This window comes from Flavisphingopyxis soli (assembly GCF_007995095.1).
GTDB lineage: Bacteria > Pseudomonadota > Alphaproteobacteria > Sphingomonadales > Sphingomonadaceae > Flavisphingopyxis > Flavisphingopyxis soli.
In genome coordinates, this window is the sequence record NZ_VOPY01000001.1 from 988364 (window position 1) to 1014358 (window position 25995).

Below are 25995 nucleotides of genomic sequence, written 5' to 3' on the forward strand. Positions count from 1 at the left end.
CGGCCATTCCGCCCCTGCCATCGTCCCCCAAGATAAGGTGCGATGATTAATGCGCAATGACCTGTGTTACGAGCAATCTCGATCAGCCTTATCGACCTTCAGCGGAGCGGGTCGGGAAAGCTGGCCCTGACGGGCGGGAGCGGCGGCGATCCGCCAGCTGCGCGCCGTGCCGGGCAGGGCGGTAACGGTCAGGTCGCCGATGCACGATTTGTCGCCGCGCTGCATGGCGTCCCACAGGCGGTGAAAGGCGATCTCGCCGATCGTGATGCCTGGCTCGGCGCGGTCGAGTGCGGTGACGAGCATCCGGTGCCACAGCGCGCGCGGCTGATCGGCATAAGCGAGGATCAGCGCATCGCCGTCGGGCGTCAGCGCGGTTTCGAGCGCATGCGCGGTCATCCAGTCGAGCGCCTCGGTCGCTTCGCCGAGCAACGCCGCGCTTTTGGCCACTGCCTTGGCATCGAGCCAGTCGGCGTCGGCCAGCGCGGCGCGCAACCGCGCGCGGTCGTAGCGGTGGTCGCGGTTCGAAGGGTCGTCGACAAAGGGCAGTTCGGCCTCGGCAAGAACATCGCCAAGCTCGTCGCGGTGCCAGTGGAGCAGCGGGCGGACGATTGTCCCGTTGCGCGCGCGAATGCCCGCGAGGCCGGCGACGCCCGAACTGCGGTTGAGGCGCATGACGAGCGTTTCGAGCTGGTCGTCGGCATGGTGTGCAGTGAGGATGTAATCGAGGGAATTTGCCGTGCGCCAGCGGTCGAGCAGGCCATAGCGTGTGGCGCGCGCACTCGCCTGGATATTGCCCGAGATCGGCGTATCGGGGGTCATGATCGCATGCGCGATGCCGCGTTCGGCGCAGACATCGGCAACATAGCGCGCCTCGTCGGCGGATTCGGGGCGCAGGCAGTGATCGATCGTCGCCGCGGCGATCCGCGGGCCAAGCGCTGCGTGCGCAAGGAGCAGCAGCGCGAGGCTGTCGGGGCCGCCCGATACCGCGATGCCGAACCGCGCTTGGCTCGCCGCCTGCTCACCGACGATGGCGGCGAGATCGTCGCGGAAGCGCCGGGTCGCCGATCGAGGCGCGGCCTGTGTCACCCCGCTCAGCTACACCCCGCCGCCGCACGTGCCTTGCCCGCCTCTGCCTTGAGCGACGGGGAAATCGTCGCGCCATAGACCTGGTCGAGCTCCTTGAACGCGCGGCAGGCGCCGTCCTTCTGCTTGAGGCGGGTCAGCGCGACGCCGAGATACATCAGGCTGTCGGGCGCACGCGCGCTGTCGGGGCGGTCCTGGTAATTGGCCATGAATGCCTTGGCGGCGAGGCCGTTTTCGCCATTGTCGAGATAGGCGCGGCCGAGCAGGTTCTGCGCGAAGGTCGCGCGACGGTGCTTGGGATAGTTGGCGACCGCCTTTTTAAGCTGGATCTGCGCCTCGGGATAGAGCTGCGCGTCCCACAGGCGATAGCCGTAGAGATAGGCGTCCTCGCCCTTGTCGCCGGTGTCGGGAACCTCGACCGCACGGACCAGCGCGACGCGCGCGTCGTTCGCCGCGGGCTTGGTCGCCGACGGCTTGGTCGAAGCGGGCGGCGATGCGCTGTCGTTCGACGAAGCAACCGGAGGCGGTGCGGCAGCGGGCGAGAGGTCGGCGATCTTGCGATCGGTGGTGGTCTTATACGCGGCGAACTCGTCGGCCATGATCCGCTGGCGGTTGCCGAGATTTTCGACCTGCCCGGTGATCGAGGCAAGTTGCGCCTCGAGCGCGTCGAGGCGCGCCATCACGTCGGTCAGCGGGGCGCTCGACGGTTGTCCGGTGCGGACCGGCTGGGCAGGGGTGATGTCGGGTTCGAAATAGGTGCCGTCGGCGCCGGGGAAAACCTTGCGCTGGACCGCGCGCATTTCCTTTTCGAGCTTGTCGACGCGCGGGGCGATGCTGGCGTCCTGCGCGGCGGCGTGCGGCGCGGCGCTGACCATGATCGCGGCGAGCGCAAGTGCGGCCAGCCGGTGATGGAATAGGTGTGTCATAAGTCCCCTCGCAAACGCGTTGATCGGTCCGGGGTCACCATAGCGCGGCGGACCACCGGGTAAAGTCGGGCTTAACTATAAAACGCGGGCTGTCGCGATGCTTAACCGCGACGCCTGCCATCGTCAGGGGCCGGCATTGGCCCGTGCGACGAGCGCGCGCGGGTCGAGCGGCACGTTGCTGACGAGCGTATCGGGCGGACCCAGCGTCGCGATCTTGCGACCGCCGACGGTGACATCGAGCGCCTGCGGACGCGCGGTGCGCAGCAGCAGGCCGGTCGTATCGCGCGGCACGGTGTAACTGTCACCCGCAGCGAGTTCCTGTTCGTGCAGCCGGTTGCCCTGCGCATCGTCGATCCGGAACCACACGAGCGCGTTGGCGGTCAGCACGATCGGCGCATCGGCCGCAACGGTATCGGTCGTCGCTGCTGCTGCCGGAGCGCGGTCCTCGCCCGAAATGCCGGGCGCGGCATCGACGGTCTCGCTCGTCGCATAGGGATCGCCGCCGTCCGAAAACGGTTTCCAGATCATATACGCACCGAACAACGCCAGCGCGACGATTCCGGCGGTCCAGGCGAGGAACCGCGAAGGTACGCGCGACGGATCGGCGGGCTGGAACGCCTGGTATTCGTGGCGATCGTCGCTGTCGATATATTCGTATTCGTTGCGGACCGCGTCGCTGACCTCGGCTTCATCGCCGCCGATTACGCGGGCATAGGCCTTGGCGAAACCGATCGCATAGGTCTTGCCCGGCAAGGCGGCATATTCGGAGTTTTCGAGCGATTCGAGGTGGCGGATCGGGATCCGCGTTTCCTTGGCGATGTCCTGCAGCGACAGGCCCTGCGCCTCGCGGCCAGCGCGAAGTCGGTCGCCGATGCGTTCGGTCGGCGTTTCGATGGCATCGTCCTGGTATTCGTCGTTGCCCATGTATCGCTATCCCGCCCCCAAGATTATCAGATTATTGCCGATGTCACACCAACGTGACCATATTGTCAAACCCTCCGCAGGGGGCAGGGCAATTTCATGCAGAAATATCGACGTGCCGTTGCAAAGCCCAGTCGGTCAGCGGTTGGCGCAGGCTGCGCGTCGAGCCGGCGAGCAATGCGGGCATGTCGCGGCGGATCGCGCCGATGTCGAGCGACTGGATCATCGCCTTCAATGGCCCGACCCCGGCAGGCGTGATCGACAGCCGGTTGATGCCGAGGCCGATCAGCGCCAGCGCCTCCAATGGCCGCCCGCCCATTTCGCCGCATACGCCGAGCGTCACGCGCGGGCCGTCACCGGCAGCGTTCCTGGGGCCGTCGGCGATGATCCTGACGACGCGACCAAGGAAGCGAAGCACTGCGGGGCTGAGCCAGTCATAGCGTTCGGCCAGCTTGGGATGCGCGCGGTCGGCGGCGAACAGGAACTGGGTGAGGTCGTTGGTCCCGACCGAGACGAAATCGATCCGGTCCAGCATAGTGTCGAGCATTTCGGCGAGCGCCGGGACCTCGAGCATGACGCCGTAGCGGACCTGCGAGGGGAGGCGGCCGCCCTGCTGTTTGATCCAGCCTGCCTGTTGCGCGAAGATCGCGCGTGCCTCGTCGAACTCCCACGGTTCGGAAACAAGCGGGAACATGACGTTGAGCGGGCGACCGGCGCCTGCCTGGAGCAGCGCGCGCGCCTGCGCTTTCATCAGGCCGCCGCGTTCGAGCGCGAGGCGCAGCGCGCGCCAGCCCATCGCCGGGTTTTCCTCGAGGATATCGCCGCTGCGCATATAGGGCAGCGCCTTGTCGCCGCCGATATCGACGGTGCGGAACACGACGGGGCGGTCGCCCGCGGCATCGAGCACTTCTTCGTAAAGTTTCTGCTGGCGCTCGCGCTGCGGCATCGTTGCCGAGACGAGGAACTGGAACTCGGTGCGGAACAGGCCGATGCCATCGGCGCCGGTCAGGTCGAGCGCGGTGAGATCGTCCTTGAGGCCCGCGTTGATCATCAGGTCGATGCGCGTCCCATCGGTCCCGCGCGGTTCGGTATCGCGCAGCGCGGCATAGGCGGCGCGGCGTTTCTGCGACAAGGCGAACTTGCTGTCGAAGGCGTCCTCGAGCGCCTGTCCGGGGCGAATGTGGACGGTCCCCTCGGCGGTGTCGAACAGCAACCGGTCGCCTTCGCGGACCTGGCTGCGCACGCCGGTCACGCGGCCGAGCACGGGGACGCCCATCGCGCGCGCGACGATGATGACGTGCGCGGTCAGCGACCCTTCCTCGAGGATCACGCCCTTCAACCGGCGGCGGTCATATTCAAGCAACTCGGCGGGGCCGAGGTTGCGCGCGACGAGAATCGAGTCTGCGCGCAGCCCGACCTGGGCGGCGGTCCCCATCCGCCCCGCGACGATGCGCAGCAGGCGATTGGAGAGGTCCTCTAGATCGTGCATCCGCTCGGCGAGCAGTGGATCGTGGATCTGGCGCATGCGCATCCGGGTGCGCTGCTGGACGCGCTCGATCGCTGCCTCGGCGGTCAGGCCGCTGTCGATCGCCTCGTTGATCCGCCGGCTCCAGCCTTCGTCATAAGCGAACATCTTGTAGGTCGCGAGGACCTCTTCATGCTCGCCGCCGGCGCCGAATTCGGCCTGGCTCGCCATCCGGTCGATCTGCTCGCGCATCTTGTCGAACGCGGCATAGACGCGGTGGCGCTCGGCCTCGGTATCGTCGGCGACGGTGTGTTCGATGACGACGCGCGGCTGGTGAAAGACGGCTTCGCCCGCCGCCATGCCCTCGACCAGCTTGAGGCCGGAAAGCTGCTGCGAGGTCGTGTCGAACTGTGCGCCGCCGGGCTGAGCCTCGTCGACCAGCCCGGCATTGGCGAGCAGTTCGGCGAGGACCATCGCGACGGTCTGCAGCGCCTCGATCTCGACCTCTTCGTACTTGCGCGGATCGACGTGCTGGACCGCGACGACGCCGACCGCGCGTTCGGAACGGACGATCGGCACGCCGGCGAAGCTGTGGAACATGTCCTCGCCCGTCTCGGGGCGATAGACGAAGTCGGGATGGGCGGCGGCCTGGTCGAGGTTGAGCGTTTCCATGTCGCGCGCGATCGTCCCGACGAGACCTTCGCCGAGACCGAGCCGGGTGACGTGGACCGCCGATTGCTGCAGCCCGTGCGTCGCATAGAGTTCGAGCACGCCTTCGCGCAGCAGATAGATCGAACAGACCTCGCTGGTCAGCTCTTCGGCGATGATCCCGACGACCTGGTTGAGCTTGGATTGCGGGTTGGTCCGCGCCGCCATCACATCGTGCAGCCGCGTCAGGATCTGCCGCGCGGACTGGGCGGCGGAGGTCGGCGGGGGCGGCGCGGTGGTCATGGCAGCGGACCTAGCAGATGCACAGGCGCGCTGTCATTGGGGGAGTGGGGTAGGCGGTGATCATGCGTCGCTTTCCAATTCCTCCCCGGTACGGGGAGGTGGCAGTCCGCAGGACTGACGGAGGGGCTTTGCGCTAACGTTGGCGCAGTGCCCCTCCACCACGCTTCGCGCGGTCCCCCTCCTCGTACGGGGAGGAATTTAACCGCGATAGCTCAGCGCGACGGCGGCCTGTTCGGTCAGTTCGGCGACGATCTCGGCGACGCTCTGTTCGCTGGTCACCATGCCGACCGACTGGCCCGCCATCAGCGACCCGTTCTCGACATCGCCGTCGATCACCGCGCGGCGCAGCGCGCCCGCCCAGTAATGTTCGATCTGGAGCTGTGCCTCGGCCATTTCGATGCCGCCCTGGTCGAGCGTGTTGGCGACCTCGCGCTGCTTGGCGTTGAATTCCTCGCCGCCCTTGTTCTTGAGCGCGCGGACCGGGATGACCGGCAGGCGCGGGTCGATCTGGACGCTGGCGACGGCATCGCGTGCGCTGGCCCGCAGGAACGCCTTCTTGAACGCAGGGTGCGCGATCGATTCGTGCGCGCAGACGAAGCGCGTGCCGAGCTGGACGCCACTGGCGCCCATTTCGAGATAGCTCGCGATCGCCTCGCCGCGGCCGATCCCGCCAGCGACGAATACGGGCACTTCGTGCGCGACCTGCGGCAGGATTTCCTGTGCCAGCACGCTGGTCGAGACGGGGCCGATATGGCCGCCCGCCTCGCTGCCCTCGATGACCAGCGCATCGACCCCCGAACGGATCAGCTTCTTGGCGAGGCTGACGGCAGGGGCAAAGGCGATGAGTTTGGCGCCGGTCGCCTTGATCGCGTCGATGCTGCCCTTGGGCGGCAGGCCGCCGGCAAGGACGATGTGCGAGACATCGTGATTCTCGCAGATGTCGATCAGCGCGAACAGGTCGGGGTGCATCGTGATCAGGTTGACGCCGAACGGCTTGTCGGTGCGTTTCTTGGTCTCGGCAATCTCGGTGTCGAGCAGGGCGGGGGTCATCGCGCCGCAGGCGATGACGCCGAAGCCGCCGGCGTTGCTGATCGCGGCGACGAGATGGCGTTCGGACACCCAGCTCATCGCGCCGCACATGATCGCGACGCGGCAACCAAGAAAGTCGGTGCCGCGCTGCATCAACGCATGGAGTTTTTCGTGGCTCATGAATCTGCTCCTTCGACCTCGGCATCGAGGCCGTAAGCGGTGTGAAGCACGCGCACGGCGAGCTCGGTATAGTCTTCCTCGATCAGCACGCTGATCTTGATCTCGCTGGTGGCGATCGCGAGGATTTCGATCCCGCGTGCGGCGAGCGCATCGAACATCGTCGTCGCGACGCCGGCGTGGCTCTTCATCCCGACGCCGACGATCGACACCTTGGCGACGTGCGTGTTGTGCGTCATCCGGTCGTAGCCGATCTTGTCCTTGGCGGCTTCGACGAGCGCGATCGCCTGGGCAAGGTCGGCCTGCGGGACGGTGAACATGAGATCGATCAGGTCGTCGCCGCGCGTCGGGGTCTGGACGATCATGTCGACGTTGATGTGCGCTTCGCTCAATGGCCCGAAGATGTCGGCGACGTTGCCCGCGCGTTCGGGGATGTCGATCAGCATGACCAAGGCTTCGTTCTTGTCGGGCGCGATCCCGGTAATGATATGGCGTTCCATCTTGAGGTCCTCGATTTCGCTTTCGCCGACGATCATCGTCCCGCGCGTCGGTGCCATGCCGTATTCGACGAAGCTGGTCAGCACCTGGATGCGCACGCCCATCTTCATCGCGAGCCCGACCGACCGCGTCTGCAGCACCTTGGCGCCGACGCTGGCGAGCTCGAGCATCTCTTCATAGGTGACGTAATCGAGCTTGCGCGCGCGTGCGACGATGCGGGGGTCGGTGGTATAGACGCCGTCGACGTCGGTATAGATATCGCAGCGGTCGGCGTGGATCGCGGCCGCGACGGCAACGGCCGAAGTGTCGCTGCCGCCGCGGCCCAAAGTCGCGACGCGGCCCGTGTCCATCATGCCCTGGAAGCCCGGGATGACCGCGACGCTGCCGCCCGCCATCGCCGCGGTCAGCGCGTCGGTATCGATCTCGCCGATCCGCGCGCGCGCATGGCGTCCGGTCGTGCCGATCGGCAGTTGCCAGCCGAGCCAGCTGCGCGCCGGGCAGCCCATGCCCTGCAGGCACAGGGCGAGGAGGCCGGCGGTGACCTGTTCGCCGGTGGCGACGACGACATCATATTCGGTGCCGTCGGAATCGGGCGCGGCCTCGCGGCAGAAATTGACCAGGCGGTCGGTCTCCCCCGCCATCGCGCTGACGACGACGGCGACCTCATTGCCCGCCTCGACCTCGCGCTTGACGAGACCCGCAACGGTGCGGATGCGCTCGGTCCCCGCCATCGACGTGCCGCCGAATTTCATCACGATGCGCGCCATGGGTTTCGCCGGGTCTCCGCTCTGGGCTAAGCTGTGCCTGTTAGGCAAAGCGCCTGCGACACGCAAGCGAGCGAGAAAGCGAAACGCAATGACCAGCATCGTCCCCGCAGAAGCCGAACATTTCGGCAGCCTCGCCGCCGACTGGTGGGATCCCAAGGGCAGCTCGGCGATGCTTCATCGGCTCAATCCGGTGCGATTGCGCTATATCCGCGAGGCGATCGACCACCATTGGGGAATCGACGACACCGAGCGCCATCCGCTCGCCGGTCGGTCGGCGCTCGACGTCGGCTGCGGCGCGGGGCTGCTCGCCGAGCCGCTCGCGCGGCTGGGGGCGAGCGTCACCGGGGTCGATGCCGCGCCCGAGAACATCGACGCGGCGCGCGTTCACGCGGCGGGGCAGGGGCTTACGATCGACTATCGCAGCGGCGATCTGGCATCGCTGAACCTGCGGCGCTTCGACCTCGTCACCTCGATGGAGGTGATCGAACATGTCGCCGATCCCGCGGCCTTCGTCCAGGCGCTCGCCGACCGGCTCGCACCCGGCGGGCTGATGGTCCTGTCGACGCCCAACCGCACCACCGCGTCGAAGCTGCTGCTCGTCGAGGCGGCCGAACGGCTGGGCCAGGTGCCACGCGGCACGCACGACTGGGACAAGTTCGTCCGCCCCGAGGAATTGACCGCGATGCTCGAAGATGCGGGGCTGATCGTCGGCGACCTGCGCGGACTGGTGCCGATGCCGGGGCGTGGCTTCGTCCTGGGCGACAATCATGCGATCAACTATCTGCTGACTGCGCGGTACCGCTAAGCGGCTTTTTTCTTAATCACTGTTAGGTTAGTCTCGGCGCCGATAGGGGAATGCCGATGAGTACGATACTGATAGCCCTGCTGCTCGCCTGTGCGCTGGCGATCGTCCACAATGTTGCGCCGTCGAACGTCAAGACACGCAAGTTCGGCGTCGAATGGAACATGGGGCCGCGCGACGAAAACCCGGGCGAGGTGCCACCGCTGGCCGGACGGCTCGAGCGTGCACGCGTCAACTATCACGAGAATTTCGTCATCTTCGTCGCGCTCGCGCTGGCGCTCGAGATCACCGGGCGCGCCAACGGGCTGGGCAATGCCGCCGCGGCGCTGTGGCTCGCCTCGCGGGTGATCTACCTGCCGCTCTATGCTGCGGGAACGCCCAAGATCCGGACGCTGGTCTGGTCGGTGAGCCTGCTCAGCCTCGTCCTGATGGCGGGCGACCTGCTGCGCTAGAAATCGAGCAGTTCGTAATGCTTGGGCGGGGTGATGACCTCCATCCGCTCGGACAGCAGCGGGCGGAAGCTGGGGCGTGACTTGAGCCCGGCGTACCATCCCTTGGCATGTTCGTGCCCGGTCCAGTCGACCCCGCCGAGATAATCGGCGACCGACAAATGCGCGGCGGCGGCGAGATCGGCGAGGCTGAGCGTCGCGCCCGCGATCCAGCTGCGGTGGTCGAGCAGGTAATCGATATAATCGAGATGGTCGTTGGCGGCGCGCATCGCGTTTCGCAGCGTCCCGCCATCGGGCGGCGCGCGGTGGATGAGGCGCTTTTTCATCCGCTCGTCGAGCAAGGGCGCGACGACATCGGCGTACATCTGTTCATCGAACCAGGCGACGAGGCGGCGGATCTCTGCGCGGTTGGCCGCGGTGCCCGAAATCATCGGCTTGGCGTCGACCGTCTCCTCGAAATATTCGCAGATCGCGGCCGAATCGATCAGCGTTATGTCGCGCGCCGCGTCGCGGATGATCGGCGTGCGCCCGGTCGGGTTGAGATCGACATATTCGTCGCGCCGCTGCCATGGCGATTCGCGCACCAGCTCGTAGCCGACGCCCTTTTCGCCGAGCAGCAGGCGCACCTTGCGCGAAAACGGACAGAGCGGGAATTGGAAGAGTTGCCACATGGGCCGCGTCATAGGGCATGACGCACGCGCTGTGAATCGGCTTTGTCGCTTAATTGCTGTCGCTTGCGAAGGCCGCGATCAGCGCCGACGCGGTTCGCGCACTGCGCGTTCGGCCTGCGCGCCGAGATCCTTGGTAATCGCGATCAGCCCCGGCAACATCCTCGCGAATTCGCGGACCATCGCGCCCGATACCACGGTACCGCTGCGGATGCCGTCCTCGATCCGGTCCTCATAGGCAGGATCGCCGCGGCTGGCGATGTCGCCAATCGTCGCATCGGGGTCGGCGTCGGCGATCTCGGCATCGGGATCGATCCGCCGCGCGGCATCGACGATCGGGCCGACGCGGATCGTCATCAGCGCGCGCATCATGTCGCTCATCGCGTCGGCGATCGCGTCCTGGCGGGCGGGGTCGTCGAGCATGTCGGCGACGCGGTCAGAAGCGCCGGCATGATCGCCATCGTCGTTCGATGCATCGCCATAGCCCGGGTCGGAGGAATCGCTTTCGGGAGCCGCAACGTCGTAACCGGTATCGCCCGTGTCATAGCCCGCATCGGCAATGTCGCTCGGCGGCAGCTCGACCTCGGCGATCTGGGCATGCGCTGCAACCGGCGCGGAGAGCGCGGCAAGCGAAAGAACGGTAACGAGACGGCGCATGAGCAAATCCTCTGGACGATCAAGGCGATGATCGCTCGATCTAGCCAAAGGACGCTGTCGCTGCGGTGAACGGGCCTAGCGCATCACCAGCCAGATCAAAGCGGCGCTGCCGGCAAGGATGCGGTACCAGGCAAAGGGTGCGAAGCCGTGTTTCGAGACGATGCCGACGAACCAGCGGATGACGAGCATCGCAACGATGAACGAGACGGCAAAGCCGATGCCGATCAGGCTCCAGTCGACGCTCGCGCTGCCGAGCGTGTCGCGGTTGGTCCACAGTTCGAGGCTGGTTGCGCCGATCATCGTCGGTACCGCGAGGAAGAAGCTGAACTCGGCCGCGGTGCGCCGCTCGACGCCGAGCGCGAGCGCGCCCATGATCGACGCGCCCGAGCGGCTGACGCCGGGAACCATCGCGAAACACTGGATGAAGCCGATCGCCAGCGCGCGGCCATAGGGAATGTCGGCGATGCCGTGAAAGCGCTGCGTGCCGATCAAACGCTCGATGACGAGGATCGCGATGCCGCCGACGATGAGGGCAACCGCGACGATCTTCGGCGCGCCGAGCATCGCCTCGATCGCGCTGTGCGCGACGAGGCCGATCGCGACCGCGGGGAGGAAGGCGATCAAGAGGTTGATCGTGAAGCGCCACGCGCCGGGCTCGTTCTTGAACAGGCCGGTGATGACCGCCCAGAAGGTGCGCCAGTAGAGCACGATAACCGCGAGGATCGCGCCCAATTGGATGACGATGTTGAACGTCGCCCATTGCTCGGCCGAATAGCCGAACAGCTCGCTCGCAAGGATCAAATGGCCCGTTGAAGAGACCGGGATGAACTCGGTCAGCCCCTCGACGATGCCGAGCAGGATGGCGACGATAAACAGCGGCATAACAGTCGGGCTTTCGCGGGGATCAGGACGCGGCGCGGACGCCGAAGCGGCCGTGACGGCGATATTTGACGAGCCAGCCGCGTGCGACCACGTCGAGCGGGGTCGGCGTGATGCCGAGCGCGGCGAGGCCCCTGGCAGCGGGAGCGACGACGCTGTCGTGCTGCAGCATCAGCCACTGGTCATAGGTGATCGGCGCGCCGGGGGCCCAGCCGGTCGTGCGCGCGAGCAGCTTTGCAGCGAAGCCCGGAACATCAACGAACTCGCGCTTGCGGCCCGTTGCGGCGGCGATCTTTTCGTTGAGCGCGCGCATCGTCAGCGTCTCGGGCCCGCCAAGCTCGAAGGTCTTGCCGCCGTGGCGCGCAGGATCGGCGAGCGCGGCCAGCACCGCGGCGGCGACGTCGCCGGCATAGACCGGCTGGAATTTCGTTTTCGCACCGATCACGGGGACGACGGGCAGCATCCGGATCAGGCCGGCAAAGCGGTTGATGAAATCATCCTCGGGACCGAACACGATCGACGGGCGCAGGATCGTCGCGGTGGGATGCGCGGCGCGGACCGCGGTCTCGCCTTCGCCCTTGGTCCGCGCGTAGCGGCTCTCGGCCTCGGCATCGGCGCCGATCGCCGAGATATGGACGAACGATGCGCCCTCGGCCTGTGCCGCGGCGGCGGCATCGCGCGCGCCGGTAACGTGGATTGCCTGGAGATCGCCGGCAAACACGCCGACCAGGTTGACCACCGCGTCCGAGCCGCGGACCGCGCGGGCGATGCTGGCGGCGTTGGTGATGTCGGCGGCGACGAACTGCGTCTGGCCGAGCCCGCCGAGCGGGCGAATCGCGAACGCCTTGCGCGGGTGACGCTCGGCAATGCGGACGCGCGCACCCGCCGAGAGCAGTTTCTGCGCGACGTACTTGCCGACGAAGCCGCCGCCGCCGATCACCGTGACGAGCTTCCCGGCAAGCGCATCGCGCCGCTCGGTCGGTGTTTTTGCAGGGTTTGCCTTCGGGGCTCGCGCCATTTTCGCCTCGGTCGTCATCGTGGAAATGTCTGCCGCGTCCATGCGCGAAGCGGCCATGCGTGACAAGGGGCGGCGATGCGCAAGCGTGCGCTCGGCAAGATCAGTTGACAGACCGCGCGCCAGCCCGCTAAGCGCCCGCTCCTACCTCGATACCCGTGCCCAGATGGCGGAATTGGTAGACGCACCAGCTTCAGGTGCTGGCGCTCGCAAGGGCGTGGAGGTTCGAGTCCTCTTCTGGGCACCATTACCTTGTTTGCGGCAGTCCGCAAAAGCTTGGAAAACCCCTGCATTTCTGCTATTTATAGCCAACGGCTCACCGCTGTTGGTCGCCACCGTTCGCCCGCATTCGGAGCGAAAGGGGGCCACATTGGGGGCCACTTCGATCGCACTCGAAAAAGTGGCCCCATTAAATGACACTGACCGACACGACGATACGAAATGCCAAGCCGGGCCCGAAAGCCCGAAAGCTGGGTGACGGTGGTGGATTATATCTGCTCGTCCAACCAGGCGGCAGCAAGCTGTGGCGGCTCAAATACGTCTTCGCCGACAAAGAGAAAAAGCCGACCCTGTGTCGATATCCCGAGGTCTCGCTCAAAGAAGCTCGCCGGCGGCGCGATGAGGCGCGGACGGCGCTCGCTCTCGGGCGTAATCCGGCCGATGATAAGAAACGAGCGCAGCTTGAAGCTGGACAAGCCATCGCAAACACGTTTGCAAAAGTTGCCGAAGAATTCCTTGAAAAGTCATCGCTTGAAGGCCGAGCAGCCGTGACGATAAAAAAGAGCCAGTGGCTCATATCGCTCTTGCTTCCAAAGATCGGCAATCGGCCAATCGCCGAAATTACGCCGGCTGAGTTACTCGCAGCGATAAAGGTTGTGCATGACCGGGGACATTACGAAACAGCTCGAAGGATGCGTTCGTTGTCGGGGCGGGTTTTTCGTCTTGCTATCATGTCGTCGCGAGCCAGTAACGATCCGAGCTCCTATCTGCAGGGGGCTCTCGTCACACCGCGAATTAAGCATCATGCCGCTATCATCGAACCTGAAAAGGTTGGTGGTTTGTTACGTGCGATTGATGGCTTCGAAGGCCAACCGTTAACAAGGTTAGCCCTGCAGCTAACGCCACACGTTTTCGTGCGTCCTGGCGAATTACGACGGGCCGAGTGGAGCGAGTTCGACTTTGCTAAAGCGCGCTGGACGATCCCAGCACCAAAAATGAAAATGAGGCAGGCGCATATTGTGCCCTTGTCGAAACAAGCCATTGAGATTTTGAAATCGGCAGAGGTGCTGAGCGCCGGTCAGCAATATGTGTTTTCTTCAATGTATCCCGGCACACGCCCAATGTCGGAAAATACGATAAACGCTGCCCTTCGACGATTAGGATATTCCGGCGACGAGATGACGGCGCATGGGTTTCGCGCGATGGCAAGCTCGTTGCTGAACGAGTCTGGGCTGTGGAGCTCTGACGCTATCGAGCTTGCGCTGGCGCATGATAACAGCAGCTCCGTCAGAGGTAACTATCACCGCGGGCAGCATATGGATGAGCGCACACGCATGGCTCAATGGTGGTCAGATTATCTAGACGAGCTAAGATCGCAAATGCCTGGCGTCGATTGATAAGGCATCGGAACGAGAAACTGTTTCCAGTCAGCTGGGCCGTTCGACGGAACGAGAATTTTGCTCATGGCTTTGCATGTCTTTCACGGCGCGAGAAAGTCGAGAGGCGGCATGGCCGGGCGTTAGTCGCTCGAACTCTGCTGCCAATTTATCGTAATACCACAAGGTGCCGTCTCTGCCGCCAGTGAAGCGATCCCAGACCGATGCGCCGTGCGATATCAGATCGGTTACGATGGCGGATGCATTGTGAGTTTTATCAGCAAGGCTGACCATGAGCGAGCTAACCGGTTTATGGCTCAAGCTATCAATGTAATCTTCTTTTCTCTGGCGCCACGGGGGCTTCGGCTCGACATCGCAATCGGTGCAATGATCGACCATCTCTGCGACTGAGTTGCCAAACTTCGCGCGAATTGTTTCCAGCTGCTCCGCGCCACCCTGGTCTTCGACAGCATCGTGCAACAACGCAGCTATAGCCTGATCTTCGTTCGCGCCGTTTTCCAGCGCAATCGACGCAACGCCCAACAGATGCGATACATAAGGTATCTCTGAGCCTTTCCGAATTTGGGTTCGATGTAAGCGGCTCGCGTATGCCAGGGCTTCGTCAAATCGATCGGTCAAAACTGTCATGCAACTTCCTTCGGATCGCGTCGCTCGATGCCGATGGGATTCGGCTAACTCGCAACTAAATACCTTATCGCTTTTTAAAAAAAGCAGCCGTTTTCATGACGCTTTCAGGCGGCATCTTTTTCGACGTCACCTTAACGTAGCCCGCCTCCTCCATAACTTCGACCATCAAGGTGCCAGCCCAACTCGTTGTGTCGTAGCTGCCGTAATCAAAGCCAAGAGCGTCGCTAAGTAACTTATCAACGCCCGCCATAGCCGGAAGGCCATCGCTAGTTGCTGTTATCCCGCCCGCGCGTCCCTCGTCAGACCTTATAATCTCTTCGATAGTTTGGATTGTGGGATGGTCACGGGGCAACCCGCCGCCTTCAGAAACGAGAAAATCGTTTTCGATCATGAGATCGACAATCCGCTTGGCTTCAGCCGTGTTTAAAGCGCGCGCGTTTTTGAAGAGGGCATCACGGCCTTTCGCTGGCAACGCTTCGATTTTTTCTTTTGTCCATTCCACAACAAAGCCCTCCGTCGAGATCGGCTCGCAAACGATACTCTTTTTGCGTTGGATGAAAACGACATTTCCATTCGCGCACGCGCAAGCTGCCGAACCTGAGACGAGCGCTCGTCGATTGAGTTTGCCGCGTCGGAGCGGCCAGAAGCGCACTCATGACATTTTATCAGTTTTGTCATGGTGACCTCTTTTGAGCTGGCTGCTGCCTGTCCGGTCCTAGCGCGAGATTGAGCGAATCTGTCGTAAAGTCGGGCTAATGTTCCAGTCCGCAGTCGCCAACATATCTGCCGTTCAGAAACTCTCAGCTCTGCTTCTCGAAACCTTCCGTTCATTCATGCGTGGCCCTGCCTGAGCGTGTGCTGACTGGCTTGACACTAACGGGATGGTGAGCGAATGCAGCGCCCGCGCTTGTAGCTCAAGTGGCAGAGCATCCGCCTTTATGAAGTCCCGACTTTCTCAGAGCGGATGATGTGCGCTCGAAACGCACCAAGCGCACAATTACTGGAATTGGAATGACGCTTTACCTTGAGAGAAGCCGGCCGCGAAAAGCTTTCAAAGGTTTGCTCGGAAACGCCAATCATTTGATCATCACCGCCTTAGTTGGACTGGACGGAATCGAGCGCGGGGACGTGCGCGAGATCCCGGGAGAACTTCGAACCGTCTGGTCTCCAAAGGATGTAATCGTCTCCGCAAAACGCAGCAGACGGCTAATTTTAGACATGGCTCCGATCAGGGCAATCGACGCCATCGATGTCTATCTTAGGGACGCCGTACGAAAGCCTGCGCTCATTCAATCGCCGGGTTTTCGAAGTTCATTAGACTCTGCGGGGCAGAGCATCTTCGGGAAGATGAAAGCGGTCGAATACCATTGCCCTCAACTTGACCGAATTCCTTTGGCTATCTTGTTCTTGATGATCGCGTGGAGGAATCGAGGAGCGCACACAGAAGCCGATCGCGATGCGCCGCAGGTTTATCTCGATGTCTTACGAGCCAACGCTGACCAACTTGCGGCCAGATTTAGCGGGCTCGACGCGGAAATGCTCCTCGGTGGGTACGATGCTGTGCGGCCTGTCACCTTCAAGGAAGTCGCTTCGTTGATCAACGCGGTTCATCACCTTGTGGCAGAACTCGACACTCACCTGTTATTGGCGCTCGACCTCGAACAATATCTCAAAGACACTATTTGGACGTCGTTAAGTGATACGCAAAAACCCCATGAGGTGATTGCGCAGACCAGGAAACGTCGCGCTGCGAGCATATGGGGAAAAGATCCAACCGATAGAAGGAATGCCATTGTTGGGCTCCTAAAGCAGTGCGGGCTTTCAAGTGTGTCGCCTCAGAAAGCGGCAGGCGTGATGGTCCCGGCAGATCTCATTTGTATGCTTCAAATGCAGACACCCAAGTCGCTTCTCGACTGGGCACGACCTGCCGATGAGGACCATTCCACCGATCTAAGCTAATTGATCTATCGGAGAAAGAATGTGGCAAATGCTGAAGAACAGTCACTTTCTATTTCGGATTAGCTCGTCGGAAGCCGCACTACGTTCAGGGGCTCGTCGACGACGGCAATGGGGCGCAAAGCAGATGCAACTCATGACATTTTACCAGTTTTGTCATGAGTGACGGCTGTTGGGCCGCCAGCTGCCGTTCCGGTGTTCGCAGCTAGGACCGCCTTTCGCCTAGCCTGTGCAATCGAATACACACTGGGGACTCCCCGTCACTCAACTTGAACAGCTAGCCAGTCCAGCCCATATATAACGTGCATTAAGTCCTTATCGCTTTTTGGGAGGGGAGATTATGAACCTCAGGCAGTCGCACACATTGCTTATCGGAACGGCCGTTCTGACCTTGCTGTCGGCCTGCTCGCCCCCTTCAGAAACATCGAAGTCGTCTCGGGACGCCAATTCGTCTCAGACCGCTCAAATGCCAAAAGCGGCCGCAGATGCAGCATCATCCCATTCGCCCGGTGATCTCGATTGCCCCATCGCGCTTGCCCAACAAGCCGGAGGAACTTTGGATATGAGTCCAGACCAAATCGACAGCATGGGCCGACAACTCGGGGCCGGCGGAGAAAGCGAGATTGCCGCCGCTGTCGCCGGCCTGCGTTCGCGCCATCCGAATGCTTCGGAGGGCGAAATCGTCAATTATCTAATCACGGCCTATTGCCCGACCATCAACGCCAGGCCGGGCACAAGCTTCGGCGAAAAGCAGCAGGCGCTTCGGTCATTCGCAACCCAAGCACGGAAGTTAGCAGGCCCCGCTTAGCCGCTTCCCGAAAACAACCTGACAGCTCTCCACCCCATGATCTGACATTGGGAGGCGGCTGCTCGTGGGACGTTTCTTGCCGATCTGATTTCGGGGCGCAGAGCATGGTAAGCTGCCATTTCAACGCCATTGCGCAGATGCGATAAGGTGGGTCATGATCCGCAAACGGGTTAAAGTATTCTTCGATGGAGGATGCCGCCCCAACCCCGGGCCGATTGAGGCAGCGGTAGTTATGCGCGGCGTCGCTCATCTTTTTGACGACTTAGGATCTGGGACCAGCAACGACGCCGAATGGCTTGCCCTGATCCTGGGTTTCGAGTTGGCGCAAGCCTCTGAGCTACGCGATGTCGAATTGATCGGCGACGCGCTCGACGTGATTATCAGGGCTCAAAGCGTGTTAAAAACCGGACATGCAATGTCCCGGCACGAGGAAACGCTGAAGCTCATCCTTGCGAAGGCACGACCAGCGAGAATTCGCTGGATCAGGCGCGAACAGAATCTGGCTGGAATTTCGCTCGCCACGCGACATCCCAGATGAGGTTGGCATGGACTTCCGGCATGTCAGGGATAGCGTTTTGTGAGCCGACAGCGGACTAACGGCTAGATGTGGGTCAACCTTTCCAAGCTGACGCTTATTGCTATTCCATCCCCAGACCACAGCATGCGGTGCACCGCGAGCGTGCACCAGACGGAACGCTTGAGCCTTTCGCCGGTTGATCTGGCAGAAGGAAAAAATCATGACTGACGAAAACACTGGCAATGGCGAGCGTGAACGCAATCGTCGCGCTGAAACGGCCAAACGCAACGACGACAGCGATCTTTCTCAAGCCAACCAGCCGAGCATCACAGAACAAAGCCGGTCCGGCGGCAACCTGGCAACCAAGGTCGGCACCCGTGCGGCGGAGAAACGCATCGACGATCCCGTAGCCCATGCGTCGGTCAGCAAGCGTGACGAAAAGCCACGCGAAGACCGTGAATTTGGTGATCAATCAGATCTCGGCCCGCCACCGAAATAAGCCGCGTGTGAACGACACAAGTGTTGATTTTGGGACCACTAAGCTACCGCTGTGGATGGCTCGTCTGCGATCAGTTGATTAAGCACCGCGACGAGTTCTGCTGCTAAATAAGGTTTTTTGAGCACTAATCGATCATCAAGGTCGCTGCGATCGCCGTGGTCGCCATTTCCGGTCGAGAACGCAAAGGGGATGCCGCGTTCCATCAATTTGTCGGCAACCGGGTAGCTTTTATCCCCGCCCAAGTTGACGTCGATTATCGCCGCATCGAAGCTCTGTTCAGCGAGCAGCGAGAGCGCCTCCGCGACGTTGCCCGCGGCTGAGATTGCAGTGCATCCAAGGTCCTCAAGCGCCATCTCGATATTCATCAAGACGAGCATCTCGTCCTCAACGACCAGGATCCGCCGACCAGTTAGTAGGCCGCTCATTCGGTTAAATCCGCGGCGATGGGGATATCGATCGTGCAGGCGACGCCGTCGGTTAAATAGTCGAGCGTTACTTTGCCACCCAGTTCATGTGCAATTCCGCGCTCAAGAGCCCAGGATCCGAACCCTTTTCCGACCGGCAGTGTTACCTTCGGACCGTCGCGCTCCAACCAACGGATAAGAACTCGGTTTCCCGTTCTTTCCTCGGCCACCGTCCAGTCGATCCGAATTGTCCCAGCTTCGTTCGAGAAGGCGCCATACTTAACTGCGTTGGTCGCTAGCTCATGGAAGGCAATCGCCAATGATAGTGCCGTCTTTGGCGATAAGTGCACATTATCGCCGTCTACCGTAAATCGCTCTTCGCGGCCCGCAACGACCTCGAACGGATGAAGAGCAGTGTCGACCAAGTCGTGCAAACCCGTGCCCTCCCAATTGCCGCTGGTGAGCAGGTCGTGGGACCGCGACAGGGCCATGAGCCGCGACTCGATCGCCTGCCTGATCGCGGCTGGCTCGGCTGGGCGGCGCAGTGCCTGGGTGACGATTGACTGGACCGTTGCCAGAGTGTTTTTCACCCGGTGATTGAGTTCGTCGATCAGCATTTTGCACTGCGCGTTGTCTTGCTGATGTTTGGTTTGATCGACCAACGAAACGAACTGCTGAACGACCGTGCCGTCCTCTTCGCAAACCGGGCTGATGAACATCGTCGCCCAGAATTCGCTACCATCCTTGCGTTTATAGTGGATCTCGGGATCGCTCTCGCATTCACCACCAAACGCAGCCTCGACAATCGGCATGGTTTCCGCGTCGACACCCGTAGCGAGCAAGGACTGAAAGCTCTTGGCGAGCACTTCTTCGCGCTCGTAGCCCGTAACCGCCAGAAATGCGTCGTTTGCGAAAATAATGGGGTGACCAGGCGCCTCGTCGGTGAAAATCATCGGCATGCGGGTTTTTTCCGCTGCGACGACGAAAGGGCCGAGATCCTGACGGAACGCATCGACTTTTTCTTCGCTCTCTTTTTGGACGTCTGATTTTGCCGTTACATCCTCCATCTTTTCCTGAATTGCGCGCAACATACACCCTAGCCCCAAACATACCACCACCCTTGGCTTCGACGCGAACGCCAAAGGCGCTGTCCCGAGTTTTATGCGCTGGCTAGCGATCACTTGATCTGGCGCGAACGGCTCTTGGCTGGGATCAGACGAATTCAGTGTATCAACATACCCTTGGGGGAACCGATTGTTAGGGCGGCACGTTTTGATATTGGCAGCCAATGCCGGGCTCTCGCCGATGGAGTCCGTATGACGATATTTTCACCGAACCTCGATCGACTGACCGTCGTGAACAGCTTCGGGTCTGACCCCGGTTCGCTGCGCGCGAAGACGTATATTCCCAAGAACTTTCCAAAAAACGGTCCGCTCGTCGTTATCCTGCATGGTAGCACCCAGTCGGCCGAGAGCTACAATACCGGATCAGGCTGGTCAGGCCTTGCGGACGAGTGTGGCGTCGCACTCCTGTTTCCGGGGCAACGACGGACCAACAACGCGATTGGCAGCTTCAACTGGTTCAAGACTGGCGACAGCCACCGTGGCGACGGCGAACCGCTCTCAATTCGTCAGATGATCGGGCAGGTCGTCGATAACCATGCCATAGATCCGTCACGCGTCTTCATCACCGGACTGTCCTCGGGTGGTGCGATGGCCTCTGTCATGCTGGCGACTTATCCAGAGGTGTTTGCGGGAGGCGCGATCATCGCCGGCCTACCCTACCGCAGCGCGCGCAACCTGATGCAGGCGATCTTTCGTATGAAAGGCTATGGTGGGCCGTCGGACCGCAAGCTTGACGCCCTGGTGCGCGGAGCCTCGAAATTCACCGGCACTTGGCCGACAATCTCAGTCTGGCATGGCGGCCGCGATACGACCGTTGACAGTTCCAACGCCGATTCCATCGTCCGGCAGTGGCAAAAGATTCACAAGGTCGAAGGGCCACCGACACGGATCGAGAAAATCGACGGCATTCCCCGGCAGGTCTGGTGCGAGCCGGGTGGTAGAGAGGTAATCGAGGAATATATCATCGAGAGGATGGGCCACGGCACTCCGATCAGCGCTGCCGGAGACCAAGGTCTAGGGAAAGAAGGCGAGTATATGCTCGAAGTCGGCATTTCATCGACCCGCCACATCGCAGACTTTTGGGGTCTGAGCTCGACCGAGGCAGGGTGCTGACGCGGAATTCGGCTTCATGGTCGCTGCCGAATTTGCCTCGACGGCTTTCACGCCGGGTGCAAGCACTGGCGGGTTAGCCAGAGATGCGATCGCCCTACAGTTAGCCGAAAGCGAGGATGACCGGCAGGCGATCGTTCGCTTCGGGCATGGGGCGCTTGAACGCAACGGACGGCAGCTTTCGGGACGTTTACATTAAAAGGTTCACGACCGCTAATGGGCGCGTTGCAGTCCGGCGGCTAAATCGAGAGCCGACTGGCCTCGCTCCCGGGCCGGTTGCTGACAGGCCCGCCTCAGATCCGCTTCCTAAGCAAGCCGCCGTTCGACACAGCAAGGGCGGCCTTGCCAACCATTGCTGCTAGGGCACTTAACGAACGGGATTAATTCGAACCTTCCATCTTGCCAGTTCAAGTGGCGACATTACCAGCAAGTCGATCTGCGCTGTTTGCCAAGATCGTACCGATCGCGTCATTCACCAGCCTTACTCGCGCGGGCATTTCAGTCGTTGCGTGAGCGACAAGCCATAACGGTTCTTCCATAGTGAGGCTTACGGGTAGGCGCTTCAGGCCCTTGGCCAAAAAACATGGCAGGATACCGATGCCGAGGCCTGCAGTGATTGCCGCGACTTGACCGGGCATGCTGTTGAGACGCAGTTCGGGGGCTCGCCCTGTCAGTCGGTGCAGCCAGCGAGAGGCAGGCAGGTTGTGTTCGGCTGTCCACCCGACAAGACGTGCCGTAGCGAATTCGGTTACATCGTCCCTGGCGGCGTATACACCGTGCGCCATCGTGCCGACACGCCGGATGGTCAGAGCGCCATGCTCGGGCGTCACGAGACGGAGGGCAAGATCGGCCTCTCCTCGCGCAATCCCGACGGGCGTGATGCCCGTTACCATTTCCAGTTCAAGTCCGGGATGTTGGGTAAGAAATGGCCGCAGCGCAGGTAGAATCAAGTGGCTAGCGATTGTCTCGGGCGCTGCGAGGCGGACCACACCCTTAATCGCACCACCCCTGCCGCTTGCGCTGGCCTTAAAGCTGGCGACCGCTTCCTCGACCCGTTCCGCCTCTCCGATCAAGGCTTCGCAATCGGGCGTCGGCAGGTATCCCGTCGAAGTTCGGACAAAGAGTTGAGTTCCCAAGGCTAGTTCGAGAGCTGCGATGCGGCGTCCAGCGGTCTGCACACTCACTCCCAGCAGCCGAGCGGCGCCGGTAAGGCTTCCCGAGCGACGAATCGCAGTGAAGTAGCGCAAATCGTTCCAGTCCATTGGTTTTCCATAACTGGAATACGATCTTCCTTCCAGCTCCATTCACGAATGGCTCATGGAGTGCGATATCTGGCAATGCGGCTGGTCCAATGTTTCGATCTGGCCGCAGCCGAGCACGCAGAAGTCTTGGTTCTATCAATTCCGGCATTCAAGACTGAGAGGCCAACAATGTCCCTTCATTCCATCGGTCAGCGTGAGTTGGCCGCAATCGATGGCCCGCGCGGCAAGGCAACCGTCCAGGCAGTTTGCGAAACCTCGCCCGTTCTTGCTGGCTGCCTTGTCGAACACGCGTTTGGCACTGTCTTCGCGCGCACCACCCTGTCCCGGCGAGAGCGCGAGATGGCATCGGTCGTCGCGCTGGCCGCAATGGGCGGCTGCGAACCGCAACTTGAGCTCCACATCGAGGCAGCGTTGCGGGTCGGCGCTGACCGCGATGAACTGATCGCGCTTGCTGAACATCTATCGGTTTACGCAGGCTATCCTCGCGCGCTGAACATGCTGCGCATTTTGCGCTCCGGTCTCGAACGCCATCAAAAGATGCCCCTTGGAACTCTTCGCAATTTGCAATTGCGCGACATGGAAACGGAACTGTTCGACAGCGGCGGTGACGGGCCGGTCATGATCCTCGTTCATGCGCTGGGTCTGGACTGGCGAATGTGGCGCGACGTGATCCCGCATCTGGTTGATCGCTATCGCGTAATCGCCTTCGATCTTCGGGGTTTCGGCGCCGCGGGGCAGGCGAGGGCCGCGACGGCGATTGATGATTATGCCGTCGACCTGCGCGCGCTTATCGACCAACTGGGCGGAGGACCGGTTCATCTCGTCGGCCTGTCGCTTGGCGGGACGATCGCCCTGAAGCTCGCCAGTGACCAACCCGAGCTGCTCACCAGCCTGACTGTCGTTGCCGCGACCGCTTGGCCCTTCGCGGCTTTTGGAGAAAGGATCGATGCTGCCCGTAGCGAAGGGGTCGCGGCGCAGATCGCGCCCAGCCTGACACGATGGTTCCGCGGGGAAGATCTCGCCCGCAATGGCTGGGCTGTGCGCTATGCCCGTGACTGCGTGGACCGCGCCGATCTGAACGGCTGGTTGGCCGGGTGGAATGCCTTGCATGCGCTGGATATCGCCGACGAACTGGCCAGCATGCGAGTAGCTACACGGATCATCGCGGGCGAGGCTGATGTGTCGACACCCCCGAATTTGATGGAAGGCATGAAAACCATCCCGGCGAGCACGTTTACCGTAATTTCCGACGCGCCGCATATGCTCTCGCTGACCCATCCGGCTGAACTGGCCGACCTGCTGCTACCCGTAATCGGATAGAATGAGCGTGTGCGAAACGAGAGGATGGACGCATCGAATCCGAAAACGGGGGCAAGGGGCCAGACCTGCGTGAAACGGACGTCGTTTTTTGAAGGCCTACGGTTGATCCGGCTTGCGTGTCGGCAAGCCGTCGCAGCCCTGTTCGACGACCTTGAGGATGCGTTTGTGCCGGTGCTAGTGCTGGAGATCGGCGATCGCAGCCCGGCAGACGATGTCCGTGATCCGGTCGAAGACTTGGTGTCGGCGGTAAACCGGGCGCTCGCCGCTTCGTCGATCACGCCGGTTCGCGGTTCGTTAGCAAAGGAGAATAGCGGTGAAATATCTCGTGCTGACGCGGCGAACGCCGCAATTTCGCGACGATTTGCTCGGCGATCATTACGCCTTCCTTGATGGCCTGCGGCGTGCCGGCCACCTGGAGTGCGCCGGACCATTTACGGACCGCTCGGGAGGCGCTTACCTGCTAATCGCCAACAGCCTCGACGAAGCCAAGCACCGCGCGTTGGCGGATCCGTTGCATGTTCAAGGCTGCTCCAATCTCGAAATTCTCGAATGGGATGCGCGATAGGCTGACGGTGCAGTACGCTGGCCAGAAGCTCACGGGACGTGAAGACTGCAAGACGGACGGCCGCCGCATCGCCCGTTTCGATTGCGTACCTTAGTGGCGCCAATCAAACAGCTGCCGCGCCGTTACGGCGCCGAGTGCTGCCCCGGCTAGTTGCGCAGCGACGAATGCCGGAACATCGCCTGGTGAAATTCCGGCGAAGGTATTGGACAGGCTTCGGGCGATGGTGATCGCCGGATTGGCGAAACTTGTCGACGAGGTAAACCAGTAGGCAGCGCTGATATAAAGGCCCACCGCAGCGCCGACCGCAGCGGGTCGGAATGTCACCGCGCCGATAATTGTAAAGATCAGACCGAACGTCGCAACGGCCTCCCCCGTCCATTGGCCAAGGCCGGTTCGGGCGTGGAGTGAAACCTGAAGCGCCGGCAGCTCGAACATCAGGTGGGCGGCCCATACCCCGACAACCCCGAACCCAATCTGGGCCAGGATATAGGTGCCGGCATCGGGCCACGAGAGTTCGCCGCGCGAAGCGGCGACAAGAGTGACGGCTGGGTTCATGTGGGCGCCCGATATGGGCCCGAAAACGATGATCAGGACGAACAGCATCGCGCCCGTCGCCAGCGAATTGGCGAGGAGCGCGATGGCGTCGTTTCCGGGGCTCAGCCTGGTGGCCATGATTCCGGAGCCGATCACACAGACGAACAGGAAGAAGCTGGCGATCGCTTCGGCTACGACTCTCTGCCCTAGCCGGAAATCATGAGCGCGAGTCTCCGGCACTCGAGACCCGGTCACTCACTATCCTCGTTTTCGATAACGAGAATTCGCGCTTCACCAAGAGGATAGGCGACATGTTCCTCGCCGTCCTCAATGAGCATTAACTGCCCCCGCCCCAGGCGAACCACGTTCGCTTTCGCGCTGGGGCCGGTCCGCACATGCATGTCGACCTCGCCATCGAGCACGCAGAACACTTCGGCGCCTGTGTTGCGGTGCCAGCGGAACGGGCTGTTGATCCATCGTAACTTGACCGCCGCACCCGCTATCGCGGGAAGCGTTGGCCCCGACCAGTCGACCGGCCCTTGCAGTGATGCTGCGTCGTAGGTCTGCATCGGTCAGCTCATGTCGCATGATGACAGCGCCGAGCCAGCGGGAGCACAGCATCCGCCCGGGGCAGACGTCGTGGAAACCGCAGACAAGTCAATACTGGCGCCATAAACCGTTGAATCGCCGCTGGTCAGGAACGCTTCCCACACCACTCCATCGGGATCGGCGATCCAGCTCTTTTCAGATTTTGCGTAGCAACAGGTCGTCTGCCCTTCTTCTATGACCGGACGGTCGGCGGCCTTCAGCCGCGCATAAACCTCCGCGAGTTGTTCGGCATCTTCGACCTGGATGCCGAGATGCTCGATGCCCTTGTGGGTGTGACCGCTCGAGACGGCGAAGTTAACGCTCGGGTCCTCGATTATCCATTTGGCATAGTCTTCCTTCACAACCGTCGGCTCAGAACCGAACAGGGTGGAATAGAAATGGACCGAGCGGGCGAGATCTTCGACCCCAATATGGACGTGTAGGCGTTTCATTCAGGCTTCCCTTCTGATGCTGATGCTTCGCCGCCGCAGGTATCGCCGGCGCAGCAGTTTTCTGTGAGATAATCGACCAAGGTATTCATCGTGGTGTAATTCGCACGATAGATCAGCGAGCGATGCTGCCGCTCCTGACGGATAAGCCCCGCGGTGCGGAGCTGCGCCAGATGGAACGACAGCGAACTGTTCGGAACACCGAGCGACGCTGCAATTGCGCCTGCCGGCATTCCCTTGTCGCCGGCCTGCACGAGCAGCCGGAACAGGGCTAGGCGGTGCTCTTGGGCAAGCGCTCCTAGGGCATCGATAGCTGAACTGGCTTCCAC

29 protein-coding genes and 2 tRNA genes are annotated in these 25995 nt (G+C 62.0%); 12 read left to right on the forward strand and 19 right to left on the reverse strand.

The window, feature by feature from the left end; all coding sequences use genetic code 11:
- Nucleotides 1-66: 66 nt before the first annotated feature.
- The 6 genes from tilS to FSZ31_RS04905 all read right to left on the reverse strand — a co-directional run bounded on the left by tilS (nucleotide 67) and on the right by FSZ31_RS04905 (nucleotide 7817).
- On the reverse strand, nucleotides 67-1086 hold the full coding sequence (tilS, locus tag FSZ31_RS04880) for a tRNA lysidine(34) synthetase TilS (protein ID WP_147121894.1): 1020 nt from the start codon (nucleotides 1084-1086) through the stop codon (nucleotides 67-69).
- 5 nt (nucleotides 1087-1091) lie between these two features.
- Complete coding sequence (locus FSZ31_RS04885; protein WP_147121895.1) at nucleotides 1092-2009, reverse strand: tetratricopeptide repeat protein; 918 nt, start codon at nucleotides 2007-2009, stop codon at nucleotides 1092-1094.
- 123 nt (nucleotides 2010-2132) lie between these two features.
- Complete coding sequence (locus FSZ31_RS04890) at nucleotides 2133-2933, reverse strand: helix-turn-helix domain-containing protein (RefSeq protein ID WP_147121896.1); 801 nt, start codon at nucleotides 2931-2933, stop codon at nucleotides 2133-2135.
- A gap of 94 nt (nucleotides 2934-3027) precedes the next feature.
- Nucleotides 3028-5346 carry a phosphoenolpyruvate--protein phosphotransferase gene (gene ptsP, locus FSZ31_RS04895; RefSeq protein WP_147121897.1) on the reverse strand — a complete coding sequence of 773 codons (2319 nt, stop codon included), beginning with the start codon at nucleotides 5344-5346 and terminating at the stop codon, nucleotides 3028-3030.
- A 198-nt stretch (nucleotides 5347-5544) separates the two neighbouring features.
- Nucleotides 5545-6555: an NAD(P)H-dependent flavin oxidoreductase gene (locus FSZ31_RS04900; RefSeq protein ID WP_147121898.1), complete on the reverse strand. Its 1011-nt coding sequence runs from the start codon at nucleotides 6553-6555 to the stop codon at nucleotides 5545-5547.
- Nucleotides 6552-7817: an aspartate kinase gene (locus FSZ31_RS04905; RefSeq protein WP_147121899.1), complete on the reverse strand. Its 1266-nt coding sequence runs from the start codon at nucleotides 7815-7817 to the stop codon at nucleotides 6552-6554. Before FSZ31_RS04905 ends, FSZ31_RS04900 begins: the two co-directional genes overlap by 4 nt.
- Nucleotides 7818-7905: 88 nt before the next feature.
- On the opposite strand from FSZ31_RS04905, the gene ubiG reads away from it, so the two are divergent.
- Together ubiG and FSZ31_RS04915 are read left to right on the forward strand one after the other, a co-directional pair.
- Nucleotides 7906-8622 carry a bifunctional 2-polyprenyl-6-hydroxyphenol methylase/3-demethylubiquinol 3-O-methyltransferase UbiG gene (gene ubiG / locus FSZ31_RS04910; protein WP_147121900.1) on the forward strand — a complete coding sequence of 239 codons (717 nt, stop codon included), beginning with the start codon at nucleotides 7906-7908 and terminating at the stop codon, nucleotides 8620-8622.
- A 56-nt stretch (nucleotides 8623-8678) separates the two neighbouring features.
- Entirely contained in the window at nucleotides 8679-9071 is a 393-nt protein-coding gene (locus tag FSZ31_RS04915; protein WP_161595952.1) for an MAPEG family protein, read from the forward strand.
- Here FSZ31_RS04915 and FSZ31_RS04920 read toward each other — a convergent pair.
- The 4 genes from FSZ31_RS04920 to FSZ31_RS04935 form a co-directional block, all read right to left on the reverse strand.
- Nucleotides 9068-9739 carry a glutathione S-transferase family protein gene (locus tag FSZ31_RS04920; RefSeq protein WP_147121902.1) on the reverse strand — a complete coding sequence of 224 codons (672 nt, stop codon included), beginning with the start codon at nucleotides 9737-9739 and terminating at the stop codon, nucleotides 9068-9070. The genes FSZ31_RS04915 and FSZ31_RS04920 overlap by 4 nt on opposite strands.
- A gap of 78 nt (nucleotides 9740-9817) precedes the next feature.
- Entirely contained in the window at nucleotides 9818-10393 is a 576-nt protein-coding gene (locus FSZ31_RS04925) for a hypothetical protein (RefSeq protein WP_147121903.1), read from the reverse strand.
- 75 nt (nucleotides 10394-10468) lie between these two features.
- Nucleotides 10469-11275: an undecaprenyl-diphosphate phosphatase gene (locus FSZ31_RS04930; RefSeq protein WP_147121904.1), complete on the reverse strand. Its 807-nt coding sequence runs from the start codon at nucleotides 11273-11275 to the stop codon at nucleotides 10469-10471.
- Nucleotides 11276-11297: 22 nt separating this feature from the next.
- On the reverse strand, nucleotides 11298-12332 hold the full coding sequence (locus FSZ31_RS04935) for a complex I NDUFA9 subunit family protein (RefSeq protein ID WP_408021640.1): 1035 nt from the start codon (nucleotides 12330-12332) through the stop codon (nucleotides 11298-11300).
- A gap of 115 nt (nucleotides 12333-12447) precedes the next feature.
- Between FSZ31_RS04935 and FSZ31_RS04940 the strand changes: the two genes are divergently transcribed.
- Nucleotides 12448-12534, forward strand: a tRNA-Leu gene (locus tag FSZ31_RS04940).
- 166 nt (nucleotides 12535-12700) lie between these two features.
- A complete protein-coding gene (locus FSZ31_RS04945; RefSeq protein WP_147121905.1) occupies nucleotides 12701-13903 on the forward strand; it encodes a tyrosine-type recombinase/integrase in 1203 nt (400 codons plus the stop codon).
- A 30-nt stretch (nucleotides 13904-13933) separates the two neighbouring features.
- Here FSZ31_RS04945 and FSZ31_RS04950 read toward each other — a convergent pair whose 3' ends face one another.
- Complete coding sequence (locus tag FSZ31_RS04950) at nucleotides 13934-14530, reverse strand: HD domain-containing protein (RefSeq protein ID WP_147121906.1); 597 nt, start codon at nucleotides 14528-14530, stop codon at nucleotides 13934-13936.
- A gap of 64 nt (nucleotides 14531-14594) precedes the next feature.
- Nucleotides 14595-15032: a hypothetical protein gene (locus tag FSZ31_RS04955; protein ID WP_147121907.1), complete on the reverse strand. Its 438-nt coding sequence runs from the start codon at nucleotides 15030-15032 to the stop codon at nucleotides 14595-14597.
- Between the two features lie 401 nt (nucleotides 15033-15433).
- On the opposite strand from FSZ31_RS04955, the gene FSZ31_RS04960 reads away from it, so the two are divergent.
- The 5 genes from FSZ31_RS04960 to FSZ31_RS04980 all read left to right on the forward strand — a co-directional run bounded on the left by FSZ31_RS04960 (nucleotide 15434) and on the right by FSZ31_RS04980 (nucleotide 18310).
- A tRNA-OTHER gene (locus FSZ31_RS04960) sits at nucleotides 15434-15524 on the forward strand.
- A gap of 17 nt (nucleotides 15525-15541) precedes the next feature.
- Nucleotides 15542-16489 carry a hypothetical protein gene (locus FSZ31_RS04965; protein WP_147121908.1) on the forward strand — a complete coding sequence of 316 codons (948 nt, stop codon included), beginning with the start codon at nucleotides 15542-15544 and terminating at the stop codon, nucleotides 16487-16489.
- A gap of 337 nt (nucleotides 16490-16826) precedes the next feature.
- Nucleotides 16827-17294, forward strand: a complete 468-nt coding sequence (locus tag FSZ31_RS04970; protein ID WP_147121909.1) for a hypothetical protein — start codon at nucleotides 16827-16829, stop codon at nucleotides 17292-17294.
- Between the two features lie 154 nt (nucleotides 17295-17448).
- Nucleotides 17449-17832 carry a ribonuclease HI gene (locus FSZ31_RS04975; protein ID WP_161595953.1) on the forward strand — a complete coding sequence of 128 codons (384 nt, stop codon included), beginning with the start codon at nucleotides 17449-17451 and terminating at the stop codon, nucleotides 17830-17832.
- A gap of 199 nt (nucleotides 17833-18031) precedes the next feature.
- Nucleotides 18032-18310 (forward strand): hypothetical protein, encoded by a 279-nt coding sequence (locus tag FSZ31_RS04980; RefSeq protein WP_147121910.1) that lies wholly within the window; start codon nucleotides 18032-18034, stop codon nucleotides 18308-18310.
- 38 nt (nucleotides 18311-18348) lie between these two features.
- On the opposite strand, the gene FSZ31_RS04985 is transcribed toward FSZ31_RS04980, so the two are convergent.
- Both FSZ31_RS04985 and FSZ31_RS04990 read right to left on the reverse strand, forming a co-directional pair.
- Nucleotides 18349-18735, reverse strand: a complete 387-nt coding sequence (locus FSZ31_RS04985) for a response regulator (protein ID WP_147121911.1) — start codon at nucleotides 18733-18735, stop codon at nucleotides 18349-18351.
- Entirely contained in the window at nucleotides 18732-19805 is a 1074-nt protein-coding gene (locus FSZ31_RS04990) for an HWE histidine kinase domain-containing protein (protein ID WP_236643664.1), read from the reverse strand. The genes FSZ31_RS04985 and FSZ31_RS04990 overlap by 4 nt, the downstream gene beginning before the upstream one ends.
- Nucleotides 19806-20030: 225 nt before the next feature.
- On the opposite strand from FSZ31_RS04990, the gene FSZ31_RS04995 reads away from it, so the two are divergent.
- Nucleotides 20031-20951 (forward strand): extracellular catalytic domain type 1 short-chain-length polyhydroxyalkanoate depolymerase, encoded by a 921-nt coding sequence (locus FSZ31_RS04995; protein ID WP_147121912.1) that lies wholly within the window; start codon nucleotides 20031-20033, stop codon nucleotides 20949-20951.
- A 404-nt stretch (nucleotides 20952-21355) separates the two neighbouring features.
- Here FSZ31_RS04995 and FSZ31_RS05000 read toward each other — a convergent pair whose 3' ends face one another.
- Complete coding sequence (locus FSZ31_RS05000; protein WP_236643665.1) at nucleotides 21356-22252, reverse strand: LysR family transcriptional regulator; 897 nt, start codon at nucleotides 22250-22252, stop codon at nucleotides 21356-21358.
- Between the two features lie 33 nt (nucleotides 22253-22285).
- Here FSZ31_RS05000 and FSZ31_RS05005 point away from each other — a divergent pair, with 33 nt between their 5' ends.
- A complete protein-coding gene (locus FSZ31_RS05005) occupies nucleotides 22286-23530 on the forward strand; it encodes an alpha/beta fold hydrolase (RefSeq protein ID WP_201739119.1) in 1245 nt (414 codons plus the stop codon).
- 313 nt (nucleotides 23531-23843) lie between these two features.
- Nucleotides 23844-24095, forward strand: coding sequence for a YciI family protein (locus FSZ31_RS05010; protein WP_147121914.1), 252 nt, complete (start codon nucleotides 23844-23846; stop codon nucleotides 24093-24095).
- Nucleotides 24096-24185: 90 nt separating this feature from the next.
- Here FSZ31_RS05010 and FSZ31_RS05015 read toward each other — a convergent pair whose 3' ends face one another.
- From FSZ31_RS05015 to FSZ31_RS05030, 4 genes are read right to left on the reverse strand one after another with little or no spacing between them, the layout of a single operon-like run.
- Nucleotides 24186-24884: an aquaporin gene (locus FSZ31_RS05015; protein ID WP_236643666.1), complete on the reverse strand. Its 699-nt coding sequence runs from the start codon at nucleotides 24882-24884 to the stop codon at nucleotides 24186-24188.
- Nucleotides 24881-25198: a cupin domain-containing protein gene (locus tag FSZ31_RS05020; protein WP_147121915.1), complete on the reverse strand. Its 318-nt coding sequence runs from the start codon at nucleotides 25196-25198 to the stop codon at nucleotides 24881-24883. Before FSZ31_RS05020 ends, FSZ31_RS05015 begins: the two co-directional genes overlap by 4 nt.
- Before the next feature lie 3 nt (nucleotides 25199-25201).
- Nucleotides 25202-25669, reverse strand: coding sequence for an ArsI/CadI family heavy metal resistance metalloenzyme (locus FSZ31_RS05025; RefSeq protein ID WP_147121916.1), 468 nt, complete (start codon nucleotides 25667-25669; stop codon nucleotides 25202-25204).
- Nucleotides 25666-25995 (reverse strand): ArsR/SmtB family transcription factor, encoded by a 330-nt coding sequence (locus FSZ31_RS05030; protein WP_147121917.1) that lies wholly within the window; start codon nucleotides 25993-25995, stop codon nucleotides 25666-25668. Before FSZ31_RS05030 ends, FSZ31_RS05025 begins: the two co-directional genes overlap by 4 nt.

Bases quoted from the DNA above. Each gene is read 5' to 3' on its own strand.
- FSZ31_RS04885 (WP_147121895.1), bottom strand. From the start codon at position 2,009: ATGACACACCTATTCCATCACCGGCTGGCCGCACTTGCGCTCGCCGCG.
- FSZ31_RS04890 (WP_147121896.1), bottom strand. From the start codon at position 2,933: ATGGGCAACGACGAATACCAGGACGATGCCATCGAAACGCCGACCGAA.
- ptsP (WP_147121897.1), bottom strand. From the start codon at position 5,346: ATGACCACCGCGCCGCCCCCGCCGACCTCCGCCGCCCAGTCCGCGCGG.
- FSZ31_RS04900 (WP_147121898.1), bottom strand. From the start codon at position 6,555: ATGAGCCACGAAAAACTCCATGCGTTGATGCAGCGCGGCACCGACTTT.
- FSZ31_RS04905 (WP_147121899.1), bottom strand. From the start codon at position 7,817: ATGGCGCGCATCGTGATGAAATTCGGCGGCACGTCGATGGCGGGGACC.
- ubiG (WP_147121900.1), top strand. From the start codon at position 7,906: ATGACCAGCATCGTCCCCGCAGAAGCCGAACATTTCGGCAGCCTCGCC.
- FSZ31_RS04915 (WP_161595952.1), top strand. From the start codon at position 8,679: ATGAGTACGATACTGATAGCCCTGCTGCTCGCCTGTGCGCTGGCGATC.
- FSZ31_RS04920 (WP_147121902.1), bottom strand. From the start codon at position 9,739: ATGTGGCAACTCTTCCAATTCCCGCTCTGTCCGTTTTCGCGCAAGGTG.
- FSZ31_RS04925 (WP_147121903.1), bottom strand. From the start codon at position 10,393: ATGCGCCGTCTCGTTACCGTTCTTTCGCTTGCCGCGCTCTCCGCGCCG.
- FSZ31_RS04930 (WP_147121904.1), bottom strand. From the start codon at position 11,275: ATGCCGCTGTTTATCGTCGCCATCCTGCTCGGCATCGTCGAGGGGCTG.
- FSZ31_RS04935 (WP_408021640.1), bottom strand. From the start codon at position 12,332: ATGGACGCGGCAGACATTTCCACGATGACGACCGAGGCGAAAATGGCG.
- FSZ31_RS04945 (WP_147121905.1), top strand. From the start codon at position 12,701: ATGACACTGACCGACACGACGATACGAAATGCCAAGCCGGGCCCGAAA.
- FSZ31_RS04950 (WP_147121906.1), bottom strand. From the start codon at position 14,530: ATGACAGTTTTGACCGATCGATTTGACGAAGCCCTGGCATACGCGAGC.
- FSZ31_RS04965 (WP_147121908.1), top strand. From the start codon at position 15,542: ATGACGCTTTACCTTGAGAGAAGCCGGCCGCGAAAAGCTTTCAAAGGT.
- FSZ31_RS04970 (WP_147121909.1), top strand. From the start codon at position 16,827: ATGAACCTCAGGCAGTCGCACACATTGCTTATCGGAACGGCCGTTCTG.
- FSZ31_RS04975 (WP_161595953.1), top strand. From the start codon at position 17,449: ATGATCCGCAAACGGGTTAAAGTATTCTTCGATGGAGGATGCCGCCCC.
- FSZ31_RS04980 (WP_147121910.1), top strand. From the start codon at position 18,032: ATGACTGACGAAAACACTGGCAATGGCGAGCGTGAACGCAATCGTCGC.
- FSZ31_RS04985 (WP_147121911.1), bottom strand. From the start codon at position 18,735: ATGAGCGGCCTACTAACTGGTCGGCGGATCCTGGTCGTTGAGGACGAG.
- FSZ31_RS04990 (WP_236643664.1), bottom strand. From the start codon at position 19,805: ATGTTGCGCGCAATTCAGGAAAAGATGGAGGATGTAACGGCAAAATCA.
- FSZ31_RS04995 (WP_147121912.1), top strand. From the start codon at position 20,031: ATGACGATATTTTCACCGAACCTCGATCGACTGACCGTCGTGAACAGC.
- FSZ31_RS05000 (WP_236643665.1), bottom strand. From the start codon at position 22,252: ATGGAGCTGGAAGGAAGATCGTATTCCAGTTATGGAAAACCAATGGAC.
- FSZ31_RS05005 (WP_201739119.1), top strand. From the start codon at position 22,286: ATGCGGCTGGTCCAATGTTTCGATCTGGCCGCAGCCGAGCACGCAGAA.
- FSZ31_RS05020 (WP_147121915.1), bottom strand. From the start codon at position 25,198: ATGCAGACCTACGACGCAGCATCACTGCAAGGGCCGGTCGACTGGTCG.
- FSZ31_RS05025 (WP_147121916.1), bottom strand. From the start codon at position 25,669: ATGAAACGCCTACACGTCCATATTGGGGTCGAAGATCTCGCCCGCTCG.